Here is a 20,216-nt window from a genome sequence, read left to right as displayed (position 1 = left end):
TGCAAATCGAGGGGGCCGCCTGCCCGACCGGTGGGAATCTCAGCGCGGACAGCCCCCCTCCGGGGCGCGGGACGCAGGGCACCCGGCTCCTACGCTCGAGGTCCCCCCACCGCCGATCGGCGGGGGCACGTCCCCGAGGAGCCGTCCGATGCCGATCCGCCCGCACTCCCGACCCCGACTCCTGACCGCGATCGCCGCGCTCGGAGTGGTCCTCTCCGCACTGCTCGCCGCTCCTGCGGCGGCCGCGGCGCCGACTCCGCCGTCGATCACCCTCTCCCCCGCGTCCGGTCCGGTCGGGACGACCGTCGTCGTCACCGGCGCGGCCTTCCCGAAGAAGACGAGCGGATCCCTGACGGTGCTCGGCACGTCCGTCCGGATCACGACGAACGGCTCCGGAGTCTTCCAGGCGCCGATCGCGATCCCGAGCGCGCCGGCGGGCCCGACCACGATCACGGCTCGCGCCGGCACCGCCTCGTCGACGGCGGTCTTCACCGTCACCGCCCCTCCTGCGGCACCCGTCATCAGCAGCGCCCGGCTCCGCTTCGGGGTCACCACCCCCGGTGGCGCCTCGGCGAACGCCGAGCTCGACGCCGTGGCGACGCTGGCGGGCGAGAGTCCGTCGATCGTCGTCTCGTACCAGGACTTCGGGCAGCCGGCTCCGCTCGCCGATCTGCGCAGCGTCGCCGCCCGCGGGGCGACGAGCCTGATCACCTGGGAGCCCTGGCGCTGGGGCGGCGGTGTCGACCAGCCCGCGTACTCCTCCGCCCGCATCCTCGCCGGCGACCACGACGCCTACCTCACGAGCTGGGCGCGGGACCTCGCCGCCTGGGGCTCGCCCGTCCTGCTCCGCTACGCGCACGAGATGAACGGCGACTGGTATCCCTGGTCGGACGGAGTGAACGGGAACGCTCCGGGCTCCTACGCGGCCGCCTGGAACCACGTGCACGGGATCTTCCAGGCGCAGGGCGCGACGAACGTGCAGTGGGTGTGGAGCCCGAACGTGCCCTACTCCGGCTCGGTGCCGCTCGACACGCTCTACCCGGGTTCCGCCTCCGTCGATGTCCTCGCACTCGACGGCTACAACTGGGGCACGGCGACGACCTGGAGCTCCTGGACCACCGCCGGCGCGCTCTTCGCCGAGGGACTGGATCAGGTGCGGTCGCTGTCCCCCGGCACCCCGATCATCATCGGCGAGACGGCGTCCGCCGAGGCCGGCGGTTCCAAGGCCGCGTGGATCAGCGACCTGGTCGGGTACCTGAACGTCCAGCCGGACGTCGTCGGCCTGGTCTGGTTCCACCACGACAAGGAGGTGGACTGGCGGATCGACAGCTCGCCCTCCTCCGCCGCCGCGTTCGCCGGCGCCCTGGCCGCCCGCCGGGCGTGACGGCACCGCCTCGCCTGACGGCACCGCCTTGCGACCGGGCGGCGAGGGCGGTTAGCTCGGAGCCATGCGACTGACCAAGCTCGAGCACGCCGCCGTCCTCGTCGAGGAGGCGGGATCCCGCCTCGTGATCGACCCCGGAGCCTTCACCCGCCCCGTGGAGGGCACCGCCGAGACCGTGGCCGTGGTCCTCACCCACGAGCACCCCGACCACTGGACGCCCGAGCAGCTCGAGCGCCTGCGTTCGGCGAACCCGTCGATCCGCTTCTTCGGACCGGCGGGGGTCGCTGCGGCCGCCGAGGGCTTCGCCATCGAGACCGTCTCGGACGGCGACCGCGTCGAGGTCGGACCGTTCGAGCTGCGGTTCTTCGGCTCGCGGCACGCGGTCATCCACAGCTCCATCCCCGTGATCGACAACGTCGCGGTGCTGGTGAACGGGCGCTTCTACTACGCGGGCGACTCCTTCACCCGGCCCGACGGCGTCGACGTGGAGATCCTGGCCGCCCCCTCCGGCGCTCCCTGGATGAAGATCGCCGAGTCGATGGACCACGTGCTGGCCCTCTCTCCGCGGCACGCCTTCGCGACGCACGAGGGAGTGCTGTCCGAGGCCGGCCGGGGCATGGGCCACGACCGCCTCGGCTGGGCGACCCGCGAGGGCGGCGGGGAGTACCACGCGCTCGAACCCGGCGACGTCCTCGAAGTCTGAGCTCAGCCCGCGGAGGTGTACCCGGGGACGTCGGTGGCGCGGACGGTCGCGAGGTCCTCACCGAACTCGAAGCGGAAGCGCGCGTGCTCGCCCCGGAGCAGCACGCCCGGGAGCCACCAGCGCGCGTCGTCCCACATCCGCTCGTAGGGGACGGAGTGCAGCGGGACGAACTCGGCGGCGAGGTCGGCCGACTCCGTCACCTCGCCCCGCCAGCGGCGGCAGAGGAAGACGTGCGAACGCTGGCTCCATGCGGGCCGGTGCGGGAACGAGTAGTCGAGGATCCCGTGCGCGACGAGATCGCCCGGTTCGGCGTGCAGCCCGACCTCCTCGGCGAGCTCGCGCACGGCGGCCTCGACCGGCGACTCCCCCGGCTCGAGCTTCCCGCCCGGAGCGACGACCCGGCCCCGTCCCAGACCGCGGCGCTTCTCGCCGAGCAGCACCTCGACGGTTCCGTCGCTCTCGCGCAGCACGTAGACCACGCACACCTCGGGCAGTGGAGTCACCGCGCACCTCCGCTCCGCGCGGGCCGGAGGCCGCTGACCGCCGTCGTAGGCTAGCCCGGTGACGACCACCTCCGCGCTCGAGCGCTTCCAGGCCCTGCTGCGGGTCGACACGGTGTCGCACTCCGACGAATCCGCGACCGACTGGTCGCGCTTCGACGTCTTCGTCGAGCTGCTCGAGCAGTTCTACCCCGCCCTGCACGGCACGCTGGAGCGCGAGATCGTCGCCGGGCACTCGCTGCTCTGGCGCTGGCGCGGCACCGTCGACGGCGACCCCGCGGTGCTGATGGCCCACTACGACGTCGTCAGCGTCACGCCGGAGGACTGGTCGAGCTCGCCGTTCGCCGCCGACACCGTCCTGCGGCCCGACGGCCGCACGTCGGTCATCGGACGGGGCGCGCTCGACGACAAGGGGTCCCTCGTGGCCCTGCTCGAGGTGGTCGAGGCGGCGGTGCTGCGCGGTGAGCGTCCCGAGCGCGACGTCTACCTCCTCTCGACGCACAACGAGGAGACCGCCGGCGACGGCGCCCCCTCGGTCGTCGCCCTGCTCGCCGCCCGCGGCGTGCGGCCCCGCTTCGTGCTCGACGAGGGCGGCAACGTCCGCCGCGGCATCCTGCCCGGCGTGACCACTCCGATCGCCGTCGTCGGAGTGACCGAGCGCGGCATCATGAACCTCGAGCTGACCTGCCGCGACGCCGGTGGCCACGCCTCCGCTCCCCCGCCCTTCCCGGGGCTCCTCGCCACGCAGCGGCTCGCCCGAGCCATCCACCGGCTGACCGAGAACCCGTTCCCGTCCACGCTCCCGGAGCCGATCGCCGAGCTCGTGCAGGCGGCGGCTCCGCACGCCGACGCGGCGCACGCCGTCTGGTACTCCCACCCCCACGAGCACCCGGACGCGGTGATCGGCGCTCTCGCCGCGCACTCCAACCGCTCGGCCGCGATGCTGCGCACCACCGTCGCCGTCACCCAGCTCCGCGGCAGCACCGGGGCCAACGTCCTCGCGTCGACCGCCAGCGCGGTCGCGAACGTCCGGATCAATCCGGGCGGCACCGTCGCGGGCGTGGTCGCCCGGATCCGCGACGTCATCGACGACCCGCAGGTCGAGGTCGAGGTGCGGGTGGCGCACGAGCCCTCCCCGGTCTCCTCGACCGGCGAGCCCGGCGACGGCGGCCCGTACGACGTGCTGCGCTCCGTGATCCGCGAGGTGTTCCCCGAGGCGATCGTGGCGCCGTACGTGCAGACCGGCGGCAGCGACGCGCGGCACTTCCACGCGATCAGCGACGGCGTCTACCGCTTCATCCCCTTCGAGATCAGCCCGCAGCAGCAGCTCGGCATCCACGGCGCCGACGAGTCGATCGAGGTCGACCAGTTCGAGCGCGCGATCGTGTTCTACGAGCGGATGCTGCACCGGCTCTGAGCCGACCCGCCCTCGTTCCTGCGGTTCGCGCCGGTTCCTGGGAAAAGCGTTCGATGACGCGCCGTGCCGCGTTGGCCCCTCGTTCACCCCGCGATGATGGACTGGCGTCAGCGGGTGCAGTCCTGGATCCCGCGTCGTACCTTCGCTAGTGTCGATGCTGGAACAACCGATTCAGCTCCCGCCGATCGTGAAACCCGAGGATCATGACCGTCCGTCAGGCCGAGTACCCGCGGCCCAACCACTTCATCCTTCATCTCAGCGACACGCACTTCATCGCGGGCGACGGAGGCCTCTACGGCTCCGACGTCGACAGCGAGGCGCAGCTCCGTCGGCTCTTCGACGAGCTCGAGGAGTCGGGCGGGCGCCCCGAGGCGATCGTCATCACGGGCGACCTCGCCGACAAGGGCGAGCCCGAGGCGTACGCCAAGCTCCGCGCCGTCGTGGAGCCCGCGGCCGCCCGCCTCGGCGCCGAGGTGATCTGGGTGATGGGCAACCACGACGACCGCGGCGCGTTCCGCTCGGGACTGCTCGACCAGCTCCCCACGACGCAGCCCTTCGACCGCGTGCACGACGTGAACGGGCTGCGGATCATCGCGCTCGACTCGACCGTGCCCGGCGCCCACTACGGCGAGATCTCGGGCGCGCAGCTCGACTGGCTCGCCGAGGAGCTGGCGAGCCCCGCTCCGCACGGCACGATCCTGGCGCTGCACCACCCGCCGGTGCCGTCCGTGCTCGACCTCTCGGTGCTCGTGGAGCTGCGCGACCAGCCGGCGCTGGCCGAGGTCCTCGAGGGGTCCGACGTCCGCAGCATCATCGCGGGGCACCTCCACTACTCCTCCACCGCCACCTTCGCGGGGATCCCGGTGTCGGTCGCCTCGGCCACCTGCTACACCCAGGACCTCAACGTCCCGGTCGGCGGCACCCGCGCGCGCAACGGCGCCCAGGCGTTCAACCTCATCCACGTCTACGACGGCACGGTGCTGCACTCGGTCGTGCCGATCGGCACCTCGACCGAGGTCTCGTACGTCTCCGCGAACGAGACCGAGCGGATCCTCGCGGCCGCCGGCGTCGAGATCGCCCCGGCCACCGCGGCTCCCGTCACGCGCGACGAGGCGCTCTACCCGCCGCTCGAGGAGCGCGTCGGCGTCAGCGCCTAGGGCGAGGCTCGGACCGAGGAGCCCTCGCAGTGGGAGACCTTCTCGCTGACCGAGCGGCCCCTCCTTCTTGCTGATCGAGTAGCCCGCGCAGCGGGCGTATCGAGATCCACGTCCACCAGCAGCCCCGCCTCCGACCCCGTCCCTGGCGCGTTCCACCGCCTCGTGGCGCGATCGCGACTGAGATGTCGGTGGTCGCTGGTGTCATCCTCGTATGGTTCTTCTGGATGTCGAAGCGAGGCCGGCAGGCGGTGGTCCGAGCGTGCGCGAGTGCTTCGACGACGCCCTCGTCGCCGCCGTCGGAGCCGCCTGCGCGGTCGACGCGTTCCGCTCCCGCGCCGAAGCGCAACGGGCCGAGCTGATCGAACTCGCCCGCCAAACCGCGATGACCCTCCCGAACGCCCTCGTTGATCCCCGCGTGCAGGCGCACGTCGAACGCGAAGAGGCCGCGATGCGCGCCCTCGTCGCCGAGATCGCAACCGGGATGCGGATCTCCGAATCCCTCGCCGGCATCCTCGTCGAGGAGAGCCGGATGCTCGTGAACGAACTGCCGGACACACTCACGGCTCTGCGCGAGGCCGCGATCGCACCCGAGCACGCCCGCGTGGTCATCAGGGCCGCGCTCGAACTGCCGGTCGACGTGCGGAGCCGTTTCGACGAGGCCGCCGCGGCCCTCGCCCGTGCCTGCACGCCTCCGCAGCTGCGACGCCGCTTGCGCTCGCTGCGCGAGCGCCTGCACCCGGAGTCGCTCACCGACCGGCACACGCGGTGCGCCGCCCGCCGTGGCGTCTGGCTAGACGGCGAACTCGACGGCATGGCCACCCTGCACATGCATCTACCCGCTCCGCAAGCGCACGGAGCGTTCGACAGGATAGACCGCACCACCCGCAGCCTGCACGAGGTCCCCGAGGAGGAGCGCACCCTCGGGCAGCTGCGCGCCGACGTCGCCGCCGCGCTCCTGCTCGACGGCGAGATCGTGCCGGGCCCCGATAGTCCGCAGCCGTCGACGTCGATACCGCGGGGCGTGCGCCCGTGGGTCTCCGTCACCGTCCCCGTCCTGACCCTCCTCGGACGCTCCGACGAACCCGGTGTCCTCGACGGCTACGGCCCCATCGACCCCGCCACCGCACGGCGCCTCACCGCCGATGCGCCCTCGTTCACCCGCATCCTCACCCACCCGGAGACCGGCGCCGTCCTCTCCGTCGGGCGCACCACCTACCGCGTCCCCGCCGACCTCCGCCGGGCCCTCGCCCACCGCGACGTCACGTGCCGGTTCCCCGGCTGCACCCGATCCGCCCGCGACAGCGACATCGACCACACCGTCGAATGGCAGCACGAGGGCCCCACCGACGCCGACAACCTCGCCCACCTCTGCCGCCACCACCACCGACTCCGCCACACCACCACCTGGCAGGTCCACCACCGACCAGGCGGAGTCCTCGACTGGACCAGCCCCACCGGACGACACCACACCACCGCACCGGAGCCGCCGGAGCGGCTCTTCGGAGGTGCGCCGGAGTGGCGGCGCGAAGGCGATCCCCTTCCCTTCTGAGGCCGAACCGCGCCTGCTCTCCGTGACGTGCGCCGACGAGTCCCTCTGGACATCAGGCGAAGGACCTTTCCTCCGCCGCAGGCAGCGTCCACCGAAGGCCGTGGACGTCCGGCCACGATGGAGCATGCGTTCGCCCCGGGCGCGGCCGAACACGCCGTGCTATCGCGCAGGCAGCCCGACCCCTCTACGGACGCGGACCGTTGTGACGACGGTCGAGCCGCGCCCGCTCTCAGCGCTCCGAGCGGCCCCGCTCCCGATCGCGTGCGAACAGGTGGCCGGCGAAGGCCAGCGCGGCGCCGAGCGCGAGGCCGACACCCACGCCGGCACCCACTCCGATGCCCGGGAACACGAGCGAGCTCGCGATCCCGAGCAGCAGTCCGACGACCGCGCCGCCGACGGTCCAGAGCACGGTCAGTCCTCGCGCTCCCACGGGGCGGCGATCGGGTAGTACTCCTCGAGGAACCCGATGACGGCCTTCGTGCGCGCCTCCGCCGAGATCTCGGGAAAGCTGCCGTCGTTCAGGCAGAAGAAGTCGACGGCCCGGTTCTTCAGGAGCTTCTTCATGTCCTTCAGGCCCTGGTGCATCGTGGTGTCGACGTACTTGACCTTCGCGTTCTCCTGCACGACCGCTCGGCCGGTCATCAGCGCGTAGTAGTGGTACAGCGAGTTGGTCACCGACACGTCGCTCGCCGAGCGGAAGCGGCTCGCGGCGGTCGCGGTGAACTCGGGCTCGAACTCGGCCTCGAGCTCGCTCATGACGCTCTTGCGCAGCGGAGTCGCCGCGTGCTCGAGGTGACGGGTGGTCATCGCTCCGAAGCGCTCGCGCAGGAGGCGGCGGTTGACGCGCGCGGCGTTCTCGAAACCGCTGCGCGTGGAGTTGGAATCGCCCATTCCGATGCGCGTCGTGGCCTCGATGAACTTCGTGATCCCTCCGGGTGAGAAGAAGATCGACGGATCGACCGGTCGCCCGAAGAACATGTCGTCGTTGGAGTAGAGGAAGTGCTCGGCGAGGCCCGGGATGCGGTGGAGCTGGCTCTCGACGGCGTGCGAGTTGTGGGTGGGCAGCACCGAGAGGTCGCGGAAGTGGTCCTCGCTGCGCACGAGGGTCACATCGGGGTGCTCGTCGAGCCAGCGGGGGCGCGGCGAGTCGGTGACGATGTAGATGTGCCGGATCCACGGCGCGTACATGTAGACGCTGCGCAGGGCGTACTTGAGCTCGTCGATCTGACGGAAGCGCGCGGGAGCGTCGTCGCCCTCGCCCACGACGTAGCTGGCCATGCGGGCCGCCCGGGCGCGCTGGAACTCGAGATCGGTGCCGTCGACCCAGGAGAAGACGATGTCGACGTCGAAGCGGATGTCGCTGACGAGCGGCTCGAACATGCCCTCGAAGGTCGGCCAGGTGCGCCCGTACGCCTCGACGTGCGCGTCGATCGCCTCGGCGACGGGGAGGCTGCTCCGCATGAGGGCGTTCTCGGCAGGAGTGGTGATCTCCTCCTCGCCCACCTTCCACAGCTCCAGGCGCACGCCGCTGCGGGCGCCGTAGCGGAGCGATCCGGTAGAGGAGACGCGAGGGCGGAAGAGTGAGAAGACGTAGGCGCGCGGGTACGGCGCGATCATCCCCTCAGCGACCAGGTGCGGTGGGGTCCCGCGCTTGTCGAGGGTCTTCACGTAGAAGGGCTCGGTCGCGAACGCACGGGAGAGCAGAGTGGCCAGCTCGGTGCCGAGCGAGCGGTCGACGGCCAGGAACGGCGATCCGTCGGTGCCGCGGATGAGGCGGTACGGGAACTCGGCCTCGTCGAGGACCTCGCCGATCGCGATCAGATCCTCGGTCCACGCTGCCTTGGGCGTCGTACTCGAGTTCACCAGCGAGAACAGACCGGCATGGACGACCACGTCGTCGCGGTCGAAATGGCGGGGACGCAGGAGCGGTGACGGGAGAGCACGGACGGAAGGCATGATTCACATTATCCGCCGCCCGTTTCCTGCGCGTTACCGCGGGTTCACCTTGACAGGGAGTCGAATCGGGCGAACGCCTCCTCCGCCGCCTGTCCCGCATCGTGGGCACGGTGGCCCTCCTCGGCGAAGGCGACGCCGAGGGCGGCGGCGGGCTCTCCGAGACGGGTCGCCCGGGCCGCGTGCTCGCCCAGCGCACGACGTGCCGCGAGGGCGTCGCGCTGCTCTCCGAGAGAGTCCGCGATGTCCTCGGCCGCGCTGCCGAGGCGGTGGATCGTCGATCCGACCGCCGAGGGGACGACGGACCGCCAGGCCTCGACGACGTAGCGCAGCCGCTTCGCCGCCTTGCGGACCTCGTGGCGGTCGGGTCCGCTCCTCGCCGTCTCGAGTCGCGAGAGCTCCTTCTTCAGCGACCGCTTCACGAGCTTCTTCGGGCTCGACGCGGCCTTCGGGAGCCGCGGGGGGTCGCCGAGGAGCTCGTCCAGCGAGGCCAGCAGATCGAGGTAGCGACCGCCGCGCAGGGTCCGCGCGACGCGGCGCACCGCGACGCCGTGCCTCCGCTCGACCTCCTCGAGGATCGTGCCGGGCGCGACCGCCGCCGCCGGGAGCTGCTCGGCCGCGGCGTCGAGGTCGGTTCGGAGCCGCGCCCCGAGCACCTCCTCGTCCCGCGCCGCGCCGAGCACCGAGCCGAGCCAGCGCAGCTCGTCGCGGATCGGGTCGGTCGCGGTGCGGTCCAGCACCGAGCGGGAGGCGGCGAGGACGCTGCGCAGACGCCGGCTGAGCGTGCGCATCCGGTGCAGGGCGTTCTCGCCCTCGAGCCGGACGAAGGGGTCGACCGCGCGCAGCTCGCGCAGGAGCGCGGCGATCGCGGCGAGCGCCGCCTCTCCCCCGTCGCGAGGGGCGGGTCGGCGGTCGTCGATCGGGCCCCCGGTGGCGCGGGCGAGCTTGGAGGCGCTCTCGGCCGGCCGGGCACCGCCCGCCAGCAGGCGCTCCTCGATCGCGTCGAGGACGGCCTCGCCCTCCTGGCCGGACGCGTCGACGAGCTCGACCTCCCACTCGCGCCACCGCCGCTCGACTCCGGTGCGGGCGTCGACGGCCACCACGAGGTCATCGGCGACCTCGGCGAGCTGACGACCCGACGCGTCGAGGACGCGGGTGATGCCGCGCCGGGTCTCGAGGAGCGCGAGCGGCTCGAGCCGCGAGCGGCCCACGTGTCCGAGCACCGCCGAGCGGATGACCGTGGGCACCGCGCTGGACTCGGTCAGCGGCGCGTGGATCTCGGTGCGCCCCGCCGAGCCCGGGAGCTTCACGTGCCAGCCCTCGTCCGCCCCGCCCGCGCGTCGGCGCAGCGTGAAGCGGCCGCGGGAGAGGGCGCGACCGGACGTGTCGAAGTACTCGGCACGGAGCTCGACCGGGTTCTCGCTCACGCTCCCGGCCACCGGCCCGGCACCCACGAGATCGGGCAGCGCGGTGTCGGCGCCGACGTCGTACTTGCGCTCGACCTCCGTCTGCGTGTGCGAGGCGCGCTGCGCGGTCGGAGCGGGCTTCTTCGTCTTCTTCGCGCTCGGCATGGTCCATTCTGCGCACGGCGCAGCGGTGCCGCGCACCCGGGGGCGCCGAGGAGCCGCTCCGGCCTAGGCTGAGGGGATGACTGCGCCCGTCCCGCCCGTCGCCCGCCGCATCCCCCTGGAACGCCGTCATCACGGCGACACGGTCCTCGATCACTACGAGTGGCTGCGGCGCAAGGAGGACCCCGAGGTCCTCGCGCACCTCGAGGCCGAGAACGCCTACACCGACGCCGTGCTCGAGCCCCTGGCCCCGCTGCGCGAGCGCCTGTTCGACGAGATCCGCTCGCGGACGAAGGAGACCGACCTCTCGGTCCCCGTGCGCGAGGGCGGCTGGTGGTACTTCTCGCGCTCGTTCGAGGGGCGTCAGTACGCCGTGCACTGCCGCGCGCCGATCAGCGGACCGGACGACTGGACCCCGCCGTCCCTCGGCGAGGGCGGCGAGCTCCCGGGCGAGCAGGTCGTCCTCGACGGCAACGCCGAGGCGGAGGGGCACGACTTCTTCTCGCTCGGCAGCTTCGACATCAGCGCCGACGGCCGCTACCTGCTCTTCGGCACCGATGTCGAGGGCGACGAGCGCTACACCCTCCGCATCCGCGACCTCTCGACCGGCGAGGACCTCGCCGACGTCGTCGAGGGCACGGGCGGCGGAGCGACCTTCGGCGCCGACGCACGGTTCGTCTTCTACCCGACCGTCGACGAGTCCTGGCGGCCGGACACGGTCTGGCGGCACGAGGTCGGCACCGACTCCTCCGCCGACACCGTCGTCTTCTCGGAGCCCGACGAGCGCTACTGGATCGGCGTCGGCCTCACCCGCAGCCGCCGCTTCCTCGTGATCGAGATCGGCAGCAAGATCACCAGCGAGTGCCTCCTGCTCGACGCCCAGGACCCGACCGGCGAGTTCCGCTCCGTCTGGCCGCGGCGCGAGGGAGTGGAGTACGAGGTCGAGCACGCCGTCCTCGACGGGCGCGACCGCCTCCTGATCGTGCACAACGACGACGCGCTCGACTTCGAGATCGTCGAGGAGCCGGCGGACCTCTCCCTCGACGCCGCCGAGCGCGCCGCGCAGCGCCGTGTCGTCGTCCCGCACCTGCCCGGCCGCCGGATCGAGGGGGTCGACGCCTTCGCCGGCCACGTGGTCGTCTCGTACCGGTCGGAGGGAGCGACCCGGCTGGGTCTCCTGCACGAGGGCGGAGCTGCGGCGACCCTGGACGAGATCGTCTTCGACGAGCCGCTCTACGACGCGGGGCTGGCCGGCAACCCGGAGTGGGCGCAGACGTCCCTCCGGCTCGCCTACACCTCGTTCGTCACCCCCTCGACGGTGCTCTCCCTCGACGTCGCGACCGGCGAACGCACTGTGCTCAAGCAGCAGCCGGTGCTCGGCGACTACGACCCCGAGGAGTACGTCCAGCGCCGGGAGTGGGCGACGGCCCAGGACGGCACGCGGATCCCGCTCTCGCTGGTCTGGCGCCGCGACGCCGCGGATCCCGACGCGGCCCCGGCTCCGCTGATCCTCTACGGCTACGGCTCCTACGAGGCGAGCATCGACCCCGGCTTCTCGATCCCCCGGCTCTCGCTGCTCGACCGCGGAGTCGTCTTCGCGATCGCGCACGTGCGCGGCGGCGGCGAGATGGGCCGCTCCTGGTACGAGAACGGCAAGACGCTCTCCAAGAAGGCCACCTTCACCGACTTCGTCGACTCCGCTCGTCACCTGGTCGACTCCGGGTTCACGACTCCGGAGCGGCTCGTCGCCCAGGGCGGCTCGGCCGGCGGTCTGCTGGTCGGCGCGGTCGCGAACCTCGCCCCGGAGCTGTTCGCGGGGGTCCTCGCGCAGGTCCCGTTCGTCGACGCGCTCACGTCGATCCTCGATCCGTCGCTGCCGCTGACGGTCATCGAGTGGGACGAGTGGGGCGACCCGCTGAACGACGCCGAGGTCTACGCCTACATGAAGTCCTACTCCCCCTACGAGAACGTGCGGGAGGGAGTGCGGTACCCGCGGATCCTCGCGACGACCAGCCTGAACGACACGCGCGTGCTCTACGTGGAGCCCGCGAAGTGGGTGGCGCGGCTGCGCGAGGTCGGTGCACCCGCACTGCTCAAGATCGAGATGACGGCGGGCCACGGCGGCGTGAGCGGGCGCTACGAGCGCTGGCGCGAGGTGGCGTTCGAGTACGCGTGGACGCTCGACGTGCTCGGGCTGTCCTGAGGGCCGACGCGAGCGCTCGACCCTGATCGGCGGTGCGCCGCTCCGGACCGCAGCGTCCTGCCGCAAGCCCCAGCCGGGTGTCGTCCCCGACGCGTAGGGTTCGGGGTGCCGACGAAGGGGAAGAGCATGAGCGCAGGCCTGTCGATCGACCGGATCGCCGCATGGGTGGCGGACCAGAGGTGGTACGCGAGCAAGGGGCGGCGCCCCGAGCTCGAGGTGCGCGGCGCGTGGACGCTGCGCCCCGACGGCGGTGAGGTGGTCGACCATCTGTTCATCGACACGGCCGGGACGAGCCCCGTGCTCTACCAGGTGCCGGTGACGGTCCACTCCGCTCCGGTCGCCGGCCTCGAGGACGCGCTGGTCTACTCCGACGGCGAGCGCTGGGTCTACGACGCACCGCGCGACCCGTTCTTCGCGCGGGCGCTGCTGGCGATGATCGCCGACGGCGGCCGCTCCGACACGGACGGCGCCGAGGGCGGTGCCCGGGCCGAGGGCCACCGGCAGCCCGGTGCCGTGATCGGCGCTTTCGCCTCGTCGAAGGTCCTCAGCGGCGAGCAGTCGAACACCTCGCTCATCGTGTCGACCACGGCCGAGGACGGCTCGATCGGGACGCCGGTGATCGTGAAGGTCTTCCGCGCCCTGCACCACGGCGACAATCCCGACGTGACCGTGCAGTCGGCGCTCAACGCCGCCGGCAGCGCGCTCGTGCCTCCGGTGATCGGCAACGTGACCGGCGAGTGGGACGACGAGGGCGAGCCGTCCGGCCGCGCCTTCGGACACCTGGCGTTCGCGCAGGAGTTCCTCCCCGGCGTGCAGGACGCGTGGCGGGTCGCCCTCGAGGCGGTCGCCGCCGACTCCGACTTCACCGGCCCCGCGCGGGCGCTGGGCCTCGCGACCGCCGAGGTGCACGCGACCCTCGCCGACGTGCTCGAGACCGAGGAGGCGACCCCCGAGGTCGTCGAGCGCATCGTCGCGACCATGCGCCGCCGCCTCCGCATCGCCTCGTCCGAGGTCCCGGTGATCGCCGAGGACTCCGAGGCGATCGACGCCGTGTTCCGTGTCGCGGCGAGCGCTCCGTGGCCGCTGCTGCAGCGCATCCACGGCGACTACCACCTGGGTCAGGTCCTGCTGGTGCCGGACCGCGGCTGGGTGCTCCTCGACTTCGAGGGCGAGCCGCTGCGGCCGATGAACGAGCGCCGGATGCCCGACGTGGCCCTGCGCGACGTGGCCGGGATGCTGCGCTCCTTCGACTACGCCGCCGGAGCGCACGAGCAGTCCTCGCCCGGTTCGAGCCGCGCGGAGTGGGCCGCGGCGAGCCGGGCCGCGTTCCTCGAGGGCTACTCCGAGCGCGCGGGCGACGCCGTCGAGGCCCACCGCGCCGTCCTCGACGCGTTCGAGCTCGACAAGGCGGTCTACGAGGCCATCTACGAGGCGCGCAACCGTCCCGAGTGGCTGTCGATCCCGGTGACAGCCGTGCAGCGGCTCGTCGGACGCTCGTAGGGTTCAGGTATGAGCGAACGCGACGAGAAGCCCGACGAGAAGCCCCTGGACCCGCTGAGCGACTTCAGCATCCCGGGCGACACCGATCTGCACACCGACGGCGACGCCTCCGGGGCCGACGGGGAGAAGATCGCGGAGCCCGGGACCGAGGACTAGGGTCCGGAGTCGGCTAGAGCCAGCCCCAGCGCTTGAACAGCCTGTGCAGCACGACGCTGGAGGCGACCATCAGTCCCAGCGCGGCCGGGTAGCCCCACGCCACGTGCAGCTCCGGCATGACGTCGAAGTTCATGCCGTAGACGCTCGAGATCATGGTCGGGGCGAAGAAGATCGCCGCCCAGGCCGAGATGCGCTTCACCTCGTCGTTCTGCTGGTTGCCCGCTTCGGCGAGGCGCTTCATGTCCTCGTTCTGCCGCTGCGCGACGAGGGTCGCGTTCACCGCGAGGATCTCGCGGAGGGTCGTCCGGAAGCCCTCGACGCGCTCGTCGACGACGGCGACGTGGTCGGCGACGTCGCGGAGGTAGCGCCGGAGCTCCACGTCCTCGCGGAAGACCTCGAAGTCGGTGACGAGGCGGCCGAGCATGCCGGTCAGCGGGCGCGTCGCGCGCTGGAAGTCGAGGACCTCCTGGCTCAGCTCGTAGATGCGCCGGGACACCGCCGGGTCGCCCTCGAAGACCTGCGCCTCGATCTCGTCGATGTCGTTCTCGAGCCCGGCGACGACCGGCGAGTACTGGTCGACGACCGCATCCAGGATCGCGTAGAGGACCGCGACGGGTCCCTTCCGCAGCAGCTCGGGGTCGGCCTCCATCCGGCGCCGCACCAGGGAGAGATCGGGCTTCTCGGAGTGGCGGACCGTGACGACGAAGTTCGGGCCGACGAACAGGTGCAGCTCGCCGAAGTCGACCTCCTCGCGCTGGTCGGCGTAGCTCGCGGCGCGCAGCACCACGAACATGTCGCTGCCGTAGCGCTCGAGCTTGGGCCGCTGGTGCGCGCTGATCGCGTCCTCGATGGCGAGCGGGTGCATCGAGAACTCGTCCTCGAGCGCCGCGAGCTCGGACTGGGTCGGGCGGTACAGGCCGATCCACGCCATGGCGTCGGGGAGCTTCTGTAGGGCGGCGAGCGCCTCCGGGATGCTGCTCGGCGAGACGATCCGGCGGCCGTCCTGGTAGATCGCGTTGTCGACCGTGCTCGTGCGGGACGGCGCCTGCGGCGGGAGGAGCCGCTCGATCGGAGCGGTGTCCTCGGCGGCGGCGCGGGTGCGCGAGCCGAGTCCGAGGGAGGGGACGCGGGGAAGCTTCACGATCGACTCCTTCCGCCTTCGCCGACGACCCATTGTGCACCCCGGGGTGAACGGGAGATGTCCGAGCGGGTGCCCCGCCCGCGGCCCGGCGGTCGGCCCGTGTCGGAGGCCCTCAGTAGCCTGGAGGGACGAGAGGGGGCCACCCCGCACGCCAGGAGGGACGACGTCGGTGAAGCTGCTCCACACCTCCGACTGGCACATCGGCCGCACCTTCCACGGGCACTCCACGGTCGCCGCGCTGTCGCAGGTGCTCGACGCGCTCGTGGCGACCGTGCGCGAGGAGGCCGTCGACGTGGTGCTCGTCTCGGGCGACGTCTTCGACTCTGCGGTGCCGGCGGGCGAGCACTACGCCCTGCTGACCCGCACGCTCGAGGCGATCCGCGGCGCCGGCGCCGAGGTCGTCCTCACCAGCGGCAACCACGACTCCCCCGCGCGTCTCGGCTTCCAGGCGGGCCTCCTGCGCACCTCGGGCGTGCACGTCCTCACCGATCCCGAGGCGTACGCCGAGCCGGTCGTCCTCCGGGACGAGCACGGCGAGGTCGGCGTCTACGGCATCCCCTACCTCGAGCCGGCCCTCTACCGTCATCGGCACCCGGAGGAGGCGCTGCGCCGGCACGAGGACGTGCTCGCGTTCGCGATGCGCCGGATCCGCGCCTCCGCCGAGGCCGCCGGGCGCCGCTGGGTCGTCCTCTCGCACTGCTTCGCGGTCGGAGCGCCCGCGGGCACCGTCGAGCGCGACATCACCGCAGGAGGCATCGACTACGTCTCGGTCGACCACTTCGCCGATGCCGACTACGCGGCGCTCGGCCACATCCACGGGCGGGCCGAGCTGCTGCCGAACGTCCGCTACTCCGGGGCGCCCCTGCACTACTCCTTCGGCGAGGCCGCGAAGCTCCGCGGCAGCTGGCTCGTCGAGCTCGGAGCCGAGGGGCTCGGGGAGGTGCGCTGGTCCGCGCTGCCGGTCCCCCGCCGCCTCAGCGTGATCGAGGGGCGGCTCGACGAGCTGCTGGTCGACCCTTCGCTCGCCGGGAAGGAGCTCGACTGGGTCTCGGCGGTGCTGACCGACGAGGTGCGGCCCCTGGACGCGATGGCGCGGCTGCAGTCGCGCTTCCCCGGCTGCGTGACGCTCGAGCACCGGCCGCCGAGTGCTCCGGCCGCCGAACCGACCGCGTACGCCGAGCGGATCCGCGGGCGCAGCGACGTCGAGATCGTCGACGACTTCCTCGCCCACGTGCGGGGGCGGGGTGCGTCGGACGCCGAGCGCGAGACGGTCCTCGACGCTCTCGCCGCGGTCGACGCCGAGGCTCTGCGGTGAGGATCCGGCGCCTCGCCTTCGCCGGACTCGGCCCGTTCCGCGATCCGCAGGAGATCGACTTCGACCGGCTCGAGGACGTCGGCATCTACCTGATCGCCGGCCGGACCGGTGCGGGCAAGTCGACGATCCTCGATGCGATCAGCTTCGCGCTCTACGGATCCGTGCCCCGCTTCGACGGAACGTCCGCGCGGCTCCGGAGCGACCACAGCGCCCCCGAGGACGAGACCTTCGCCGAGCTGGACTTCGAGGCGGCCGGACGGCTCTACCGGATCCGCCGCTCCCCCGAGTACGAGCGCCCGGCCAAGCGCGGCGGCGGCACGACGAGGCAGGCGGCGAAGGTCTCGCTGCTCGAATGCGTCGGCGGCGCCTGGAGCGGCGTCTCGTCGAGCGCGAAGGAGACGGGGGTCGAGATCGGTCGCATCGTCGGCCTGACGAAGGACCAGTTCCTGCAGGTGATCCTGCTGGCCCAGAACCGCTTCCACGAGTTCCTGCTCGCGAAGAACGACGACCGGCAGAAGCTGCTGCGCACCCTCTTCGCGACCGAGCGCTACGAACTGCTCCGCCGACGCCTCCTCGACCAGCGGCAAGAGAGCGCCGCCGTGCTGGAGGAGGAGCGAACCGCCGTCGCCGCCCTCGCCGACGAGGCGCGCCGACTGGGCGGAACGGACGAGGCCGAGGCGATCGATGCGGCGTGGTTCGCCGGCCTCGTCACCTCCCTCGAGCCGGCGCTCCTCGAGGCGCGGTCGGAGGTCGATCGGGCCGACGACGCGCAGGTCGAGGCGCGGGCGGCCCTCGACGCCGCGTCGCTCCTCCGTCGCGCCCAGGATCGCCGCTCCCGAGCCCTGCGCGAGAGCGAGGAGCTGGCGGTCGCCGAGGCCGTCGTCGTCGCCCAGCGCGAGCGCGTCGAGCTCGCGCGTCGGGCCGACGGTGTGCTCCCGGTGCTCCGGTCCGCGGCGTCCGCCCGGACCGCGGCCGAGAGGGCGGCCGCCGAGAGGGACGGTGCGGCCGAGCTGTTCGGCGCCGTGCTCGCGGAGCCCGCCGAGCGAGCCCGGGCCGCCGAACGGTCGGAGGCTCTCGGGCGCCGGCTGGGGGCTCTGGCTGACGCGCTCGCGGAGGAGCGCCGTATCCCCGATGCCGAGAAGGCGGTGGAGCGGGCCGAGCGCGCTCGTGCGAAGGCTCTCGCCTCGCTCGAGCGGCTCGAGGGAGAGCTGAAGGAGCTGCCGGTCCGGCTCGACGCCCTCGCCGCCGAGGAGGAGTCGCTCACTCCCGAGGCGGCGACCGTCCCCTCCCGCACCGACGAGCTCGCCGCGCTGGAGCGACGCATCGCGGCCGCCGCCGAGCGCGAGGCCGCCGCGTCGTCGCTCGCATCGCTCCGCTCGGCCTACGCCGACGCCGGACGCCGGCACGGCGACCTCGCGGCCGAGCACTCGGCCCTCATCTCCCGCCGGTTCGCCGGCTTCGCCGGGGAGCTCGCCACGGCCCTGATCCCCGGGGAGCCCTGCCCCGTCTGCGGTGCTCGCGAGCACCCGCGTCCGGCCGAGCACGGCGACCTCGCCCCGGTCTCGATCGAGGACCTCGACCGGGCCCGGGCGGCGGTCGACGCGGCCGCTCGAACCATGGACCGCGCCCGCGATCGCGAGAGCACCGCGGCGCTCGCGCTCGCCGCGCTCGAGGAGCGGGCGGGAGTGGACACCCCAGAGTCACTCGACCTCGCGCTGATCGAGGGGCGCGAGCGGCTGGCCGCCGCCCGCGCCGCCGCGTCGCGCTGCGAAGCCCTGCGGAGCGAGCGCGGCACGCTGCGCCACCGGCTCGACGAGCTGACCGCGCTCCGCGAGAGCGCCCGCACCGACGACGACCGGCTGACCCGAGAGGCGACGATCGCGGCCGAGGCGCTGCGGACCCTCCTCGAGAGGGTCGAGGCGCAGCGCGACGGCGCCGACAGCATCGCCGCCCGCGTGGCCGAGCTGACCGAGCGGCGCCGCGTCGCCGACGCCCTCGTCGCGGCGGAGGACCTCCTGGTCGCGCGCACCCGCGCGGCCGACGAGGCGCAGGAGCACCTCGAGTCGGTGCTCGCCGAGCGCGACTTCGCGAGCGCGGCCTCCGCCGAGGCGGCGGCGCTCACCGCGGGCGAGCGCGCGCGGGCCGAGGCCGTCGTCGCCGAGCACGAGCGGCGCAGGGCCGCCGTCGACGCGGTGCTCGCGGAGCCCGAGCTGCAGGGGCTTCCCACGACCCCCGTCGACCTCGCCGGCGCCGAGGAAGCGGCCCGACTCGCCTCCGCCCGCCGCGACGAGGCACGCTCGCGGCTCTCGGTGCTCGAGCACCGGGCCGCACGACTGGCCGAGCTGTCCGTCCTCGCCGAGAACAGGCTGCGCTCGCTCGAGGGCCGGCTCCGTCGGCACGAGGAGCTGCGTGCTCTCGCCGAGACGATCGACGGCCGGGGCCAGAACACCCGCCGCATGGATCTCGAGGCCTTCGCGCTCGCGGGCCGCCTCGAGGAGATCGTGGGCGCGGCGAACCTGCGCCTCGGCGCGATGACCAGCGGCCGCTACTCCTTGCTCCACGACGACTCCCTCGCCTACCGCAACACCTCCTCCGGCCTCGGGATCGAGGTGCTCGACGCGTTCACGGGCGTGCGCCGCCAGCCCGCCTCGCTCTCGGGAGGCGAGACGTTCCTCGCGTCGCTCGCCCTCGCCCTCGGTCTCGCCGACGTCGTCACGGCGCAGTCGGGCGGTATCACACTCGAGACGATGTTCATCGACGAGGGCTTCGGCTCGCTCGACGCCGAGACCCTCGAGACCGCGCTGGGCACGCTCGACGCGCTCCGGTCCGGCGGTCGCACGATCGGACTCATCAGCCACGTCGACGCGATGCGCGAGCGGCTGCCGATCGGGCTCCGTGTCGTGGTCGGCGATCGCGGCGACAGCACGCTCCGCACGGACTGAGCGCTACCGCGCCGATCGGCGGTGCCGCGCGACCGCGTCCGTGTTCCCGCAGCGCGCGGAGCAGTAGCGCTGCCGACCGGCCCGGGATTCGTCGACGAAGACCCTGTCGCAGCTCTCGCGCGCGCAGACGCCCATCCGGAGCCCGGCGGAGGAGGACACGAAGAACGCGAGGCCGCCCGCGGTCACCGAGCGGACGCGAGTGACGACGTCGCTGTCGTCCGGCACGAGGTGCAGGTGCGGCGGCATGCCGTCGTGGGTCGCGACGAACAGCGACCCGGCGACCTCGGCGAGCAGGGCGTTCACCTCGTCGCAGCGGGCCTGGACGGAGGTCGCGGTGAAGACGCCCCGCATCCGCCTGCCCCAGGTCCGCAGTGCGAGCGTCGCGGAGGGAGCGAGCGCCGGTTCGCGGACGCCCTGCTCGCGCAGCAGCGGCTCGATCGCGTCGTCGGGCGCCGCGTTCACGAGCGCGGCCGCGAGTCGCGGGCCGACCTGGTGGCGGTGGTCGAAGCTCATCCGCCGACTGTAATGGTTGAACGTCACCGAGGCATGACGTGAGGATCGGCGCATGCACGAGCACCGATGGACACGACTCTCCCGCCACCCGACCAGCGAGGGGATCCTCAGCTACCTGCAGTGCCCCTGCGGGGCGCGGGAGATCGAGCTCCTCCCGCTCGCGCCCGCCGTGCTCGTGGCCTCCAGGGAGGGTCGGAGCCGCTGCTAGGGTCGTG

Annotated in this window: 17 protein-coding genes; 11 read left to right on the top strand and 6 right to left on the bottom strand. The window is 72.9% G+C overall.

The features are described 5' to 3' along the window. Positions 1–148 precede the first annotated feature (148 nt). The gene (locus C1I63_RS12355) at positions 149–1,384 is read left to right on the top strand and encodes a glycoside hydrolase family 26 protein (RefSeq protein WP_107574981.1); all 1,236 of its coding nucleotides are present in this window, start codon (positions 149–151) and stop codon (positions 1,382–1,384) included. Between the two features lie 64 nt (positions 1,385–1,448). After that, positions 1,449–2,087: an MBL fold metallo-hydrolase gene (locus tag C1I63_RS12350; protein ID WP_055793050.1), complete on the top strand. Its 639-nt coding sequence runs from the start codon at positions 1,449–1,451 to the stop codon at positions 2,085–2,087. A gap of 2 nt (positions 2,088–2,089) precedes the next feature. Here the strand turns inward: C1I63_RS12350 and C1I63_RS12345 are convergent, their stop codons facing one another. Further along, complete coding sequence (locus C1I63_RS12345) at positions 2,090–2,590, bottom strand: 8-oxo-dGTP diphosphatase (RefSeq protein WP_211315621.1); 501 nt, start codon at positions 2,588–2,590, stop codon at positions 2,090–2,092. A 58-nt stretch (positions 2,591–2,648) separates the two neighbouring features. On the opposite strand from C1I63_RS12345, the gene C1I63_RS12340 reads away from it, so the two are divergent. The 3 genes from C1I63_RS12340 to C1I63_RS12330 all read left to right on the top strand — a co-directional run bounded on the left by C1I63_RS12340 (position 2,649) and on the right by C1I63_RS12330 (position 6,710). Then, the gene (locus C1I63_RS12340; protein ID WP_107574979.1) at positions 2,649–4,004 is read left to right on the top strand and encodes a M20/M25/M40 family metallo-hydrolase; all 1,356 of its coding nucleotides are present in this window, start codon (positions 2,649–2,651) and stop codon (positions 4,002–4,004) included. Between the two features lie 203 nt (positions 4,005–4,207). Next, complete coding sequence (locus C1I63_RS12335) at positions 4,208–5,161, top strand: phosphodiesterase (protein ID WP_107574978.1); 954 nt, start codon at positions 4,208–4,210, stop codon at positions 5,159–5,161. Positions 5,162–5,420: 259 nt separating this feature from the next. Next, positions 5,421–6,710 (top strand): HNH endonuclease signature motif containing protein, encoded by a 1,290-nt coding sequence (locus C1I63_RS12330; RefSeq protein ID WP_170116384.1) that lies wholly within the window; start codon positions 5,421–5,423, stop codon positions 6,708–6,710. A gap of 229 nt (positions 6,711–6,939) precedes the next feature. Here the strand turns inward: C1I63_RS12330 and C1I63_RS12325 are convergent, their stop codons facing one another. From C1I63_RS12325 to C1I63_RS12315, 3 genes are read right to left on the bottom strand one after another with little or no spacing between them, the layout of a single operon-like run. Continuing rightward, the gene (locus C1I63_RS12325; protein WP_056866880.1) at positions 6,940–7,119 is read right to left on the bottom strand and encodes a hypothetical protein; all 180 of its coding nucleotides are present in this window, start codon (positions 7,117–7,119) and stop codon (positions 6,940–6,942) included. A gap of 2 nt (positions 7,120–7,121) precedes the next feature. Further along, positions 7,122–8,666, bottom strand: coding sequence for a stealth family protein (locus tag C1I63_RS12320; RefSeq protein WP_056866879.1), 1,545 nt, complete (start codon positions 8,664–8,666; stop codon positions 7,122–7,124). Between the two features lie 44 nt (positions 8,667–8,710). After that, on the bottom strand, positions 8,711–10,234 hold the full coding sequence (locus tag C1I63_RS12315; RefSeq protein ID WP_107574976.1) for a CYTH and CHAD domain-containing protein: 1,524 nt from the start codon (positions 10,232–10,234) through the stop codon (positions 8,711–8,713). 76 nt (positions 10,235–10,310) lie between these two features. On the opposite strand from C1I63_RS12315, the gene C1I63_RS12310 reads away from it, so the two are divergent. The 3 genes from C1I63_RS12310 to C1I63_RS19805 all read left to right on the top strand — a co-directional run bounded on the left by C1I63_RS12310 (position 10,311) and on the right by C1I63_RS19805 (position 14,090). After that, positions 10,311–12,434 (top strand): S9 family peptidase, encoded by a 2,124-nt coding sequence (locus C1I63_RS12310; protein WP_107574975.1) that lies wholly within the window; start codon positions 10,311–10,313, stop codon positions 12,432–12,434. 126 nt (positions 12,435–12,560) lie between these two features. Beyond that, entirely contained in the window at positions 12,561–13,934 is a 1,374-nt protein-coding gene (locus C1I63_RS12305; RefSeq protein ID WP_107574974.1) for a maltokinase N-terminal cap-like domain-containing protein, read from the top strand. 9 nt (positions 13,935–13,943) lie between these two features. Continuing rightward, positions 13,944–14,090, top strand: a complete 147-nt coding sequence (locus C1I63_RS19805) for a hypothetical protein (protein WP_170116383.1) — start codon at positions 13,944–13,946, stop codon at positions 14,088–14,090. Between the two features lie 13 nt (positions 14,091–14,103). Here the strand turns inward: C1I63_RS19805 and C1I63_RS12300 are convergent, their stop codons facing one another. Beyond that, positions 14,104–15,231 carry a magnesium and cobalt transport protein CorA gene (locus C1I63_RS12300; RefSeq protein ID WP_372488101.1) on the bottom strand — a complete coding sequence of 376 codons (1,128 nt, stop codon included), beginning with the start codon at positions 15,229–15,231 and terminating at the stop codon, positions 14,104–14,106. A gap of 169 nt (positions 15,232–15,400) precedes the next feature. On the opposite strand from C1I63_RS12300, the gene C1I63_RS12295 reads away from it, so the two are divergent. Next, entirely contained in the window at positions 15,401–16,546 is a 1,146-nt protein-coding gene (locus C1I63_RS12295) for an exonuclease SbcCD subunit D (RefSeq protein ID WP_107574972.1), read from the top strand. Continuing rightward, positions 16,543–19,488: an AAA family ATPase gene (locus C1I63_RS12290; protein WP_107574971.1), complete on the top strand. Its 2,946-nt coding sequence runs from the start codon at positions 16,543–16,545 to the stop codon at positions 19,486–19,488. The genes C1I63_RS12295 and C1I63_RS12290 overlap by 4 nt, the downstream gene beginning before the upstream one ends. A gap of 3 nt (positions 19,489–19,491) precedes the next feature. On the opposite strand, the gene C1I63_RS12285 is transcribed toward C1I63_RS12290, so the two are convergent. Beyond that, positions 19,492–20,001, bottom strand: coding sequence for a CGNR zinc finger domain-containing protein (locus C1I63_RS12285; protein ID WP_107574970.1), 510 nt, complete (start codon positions 19,999–20,001; stop codon positions 19,492–19,494). 52 nt (positions 20,002–20,053) lie between these two features. Here C1I63_RS12285 and C1I63_RS19800 point away from each other — a divergent pair, with 52 nt between their 5' ends. Next, positions 20,054–20,209 (top strand): hypothetical protein, encoded by a 156-nt coding sequence (locus tag C1I63_RS19800; protein WP_170116382.1) that lies wholly within the window; start codon positions 20,054–20,056, stop codon positions 20,207–20,209. Positions 20,210–20,216 lie beyond the last annotated feature (7 nt).

The organism is Rathayibacter caricis DSM 15933, from assembly GCF_003044275.1.
GTDB classification, from domain to species: Bacteria; Actinomycetota; Actinomycetes; order Actinomycetales; family Microbacteriaceae; genus Rathayibacter; species Rathayibacter caricis.
The sequence above is the reverse complement of the archived record's forward strand: the minus strand, read 5'-3'. Positions and strand labels throughout refer to the sequence as shown.